1 protein-coding gene is annotated in these 1,019 nt (G+C 45.6%); it reads left to right on the forward strand.

All coding sequences use genetic code 11. From position 1 onward, the window contains the following. Positions 1-129 precede the first annotated feature (129 nt). Positions 130-696, forward strand: a complete 567-nt coding sequence (locus Xsto_RS22060) for a BRO family protein (RefSeq protein ID WP_211284367.1) — start codon at positions 130-132, stop codon at positions 694-696. The last annotated feature ends 323 nt before the right edge of the window (positions 697-1,019 follow it).

Consider the following 1,019-nt stretch of genomic DNA (forward strand, 5'->3'; position numbering starts at 1 on the left):
CATCTCAATTGCACCGAACCTAACCCTATCGAAATGAGCCTTCGAGGTCACCAGTTATGGCTGGCGAGCCTTCGGTGGGCTGGTTTCCTATTTCGGCGAAGGTTCATTTCATAGAGCAGGTAATACGCGATGTCGAATGTCTTAGTCTTTAAAGAAAAAGAAGTCACCCCTTTTGATAATGGCGACGGGAAGATTTGGTTTACTGCCTTATCGCTCGCATCCTTATTGGAATATGCGGATGATAAGTCGGTCAACAAGATTTACAGTCGAAATAAAGACGAATTTACAGAAGAGATGTCTCGGGTGGTCAAAATGACCCCCTCGGAAAAATCAAAGGGTTACGATAATTGGGAGACAGAAACTCGTATTTTCTCTCTCCGCGGTGCTCACCTTGTGGGGATGCTGTCGAAAACTAAAGTCGCTAAGGAATTGCGGAAATGGTTATTAGATTTGGCTGATAAAGAAAGCAATACGCACACCCCATCCATTGACTACACAATTCAACAGATGCAGGACATTGTCACAAAAGCCCGAAAAGCATCAGATGAAGACTCCTCGGATGCAGGCCGTAGACTGAGAAAACGACAAGATGATCTAGTTACTCTCGATAAAGCCGAAAAGTTAATTGATGACCTCGGTCAGATGGCTCTCGGGTTGGTTGGCGGCGGTAAAAAAGAAATCGAGCATAGGTTGTGATAGTTAGCACACTTTCACGCTGGACAAAAGTCATAAACTCATTGCCTTTCAATGTGTTACTTGTGCGCAAGGGGCTGGGCAAAACGACTTAATCCCTTGTTTTAACTACTCTATTTTGGGCACACCACTTCAGGTGTATCGATACCGATATCCCTTTGCGCCGGGTTATCGCCGTCTGTCGGTATTAGCTATGACATGTCTCCTTTTCATCGAGCGTACTGACCGAATCAAAAATAACCCATGCCCCTGAGAATAACAGGTCATTATCAGCAACATCCGCTGTAGGCAGACGAAGTGATGTGACAGCCGGAGAGACGGCCTGT

The sequence above is a fragment of the Xenorhabdus stockiae genome (assembly GCF_002632825.1).
Classification (GTDB): Bacteria; Pseudomonadota; Gammaproteobacteria; order Enterobacterales; family Enterobacteriaceae; genus Xenorhabdus; species Xenorhabdus stockiae.